The 692-nt window shown below is 40.9% G+C and carries 1 pseudogene and 1 riboswitch; the pseudogene reads right to left on the bottom strand.

The annotated features are described in order from the left end of the window. Nucleotides 1–78: 78 nt before the first annotated feature. Nucleotides 79–296, bottom strand: a riboswitch (cobalamin riboswitch). A gap of 31 nt (nt 297–327) precedes the next feature. Then, nucleotides 328–692, bottom strand: a pseudogene (locus tag C6366_RS20805) (hypothetical protein); the annotation flags it as partial.

Below are 692 nucleotides of genomic sequence, written 5' to 3'. Positions count from 1 at the left end.
GAATGTGCCCGGGCTGCCAAATGGAACATGAGGAATTGACTGATAAATCAATCACATCGCTTTTATCCCGAAAGCTATGATTCATTGGTTGACATTGGCAGGTCTTCTGGCTCGTTCCGGTTTTTGAGGCCTTCCCATCCCGATAAATCGGGAAAGTGGCATGAGTGTTTCAAAAACCTTTTAATAGAACTTACAGCTGCGGGTACAGCTCCGGAATTTTCTTTGCAGAATCACCGGATTCCCTTTTAATCCTAAAGCGGCATGTACTTCAGGAAACCAAATCTGGTGCAAATATAACATTTTATATTTACATGCAATTTTATATTGCTATTGTTTATGATTAATATTTGATTGGTTGAATAATCTATTGCCGGTCACTGTTTTATGGTGGTTGTTTATGTCGGTGCGATGGGTTTTCAGGATGTTTCCCGATACCGGAAATATCACAGGCTTTCCCGATAAGGGATTGGTTTGTGCGATGACGACGGCATTGTAAACTGCTTCAATATTTTGAAATGTGAGCACTTCGGCCGGTGTTCCTTGTGTATAAATTTTGCCATCGTTGATGAGAATAAGCTGGTCGCAATATTCTGCAGCCAGATTCAGGTCGTGAATTATCATCAAGACAGTAAGATTCAGTTCTTTATTTAGGGATTGGATGAGGTTGAGCATCTGCATCTGGTGGTTAATGT

Origin of the sequence: Desulfonatronum sp. SC1 (assembly GCF_003046795.1) — a bacterium.
In the GTDB taxonomy this organism is placed as follows: domain Bacteria; phylum Desulfobacterota; class Desulfovibrionia; order Desulfovibrionales; family Desulfonatronaceae; genus Desulfonatronum.
This window is presented reverse-complemented; position numbering and strand designations above follow the sequence as displayed.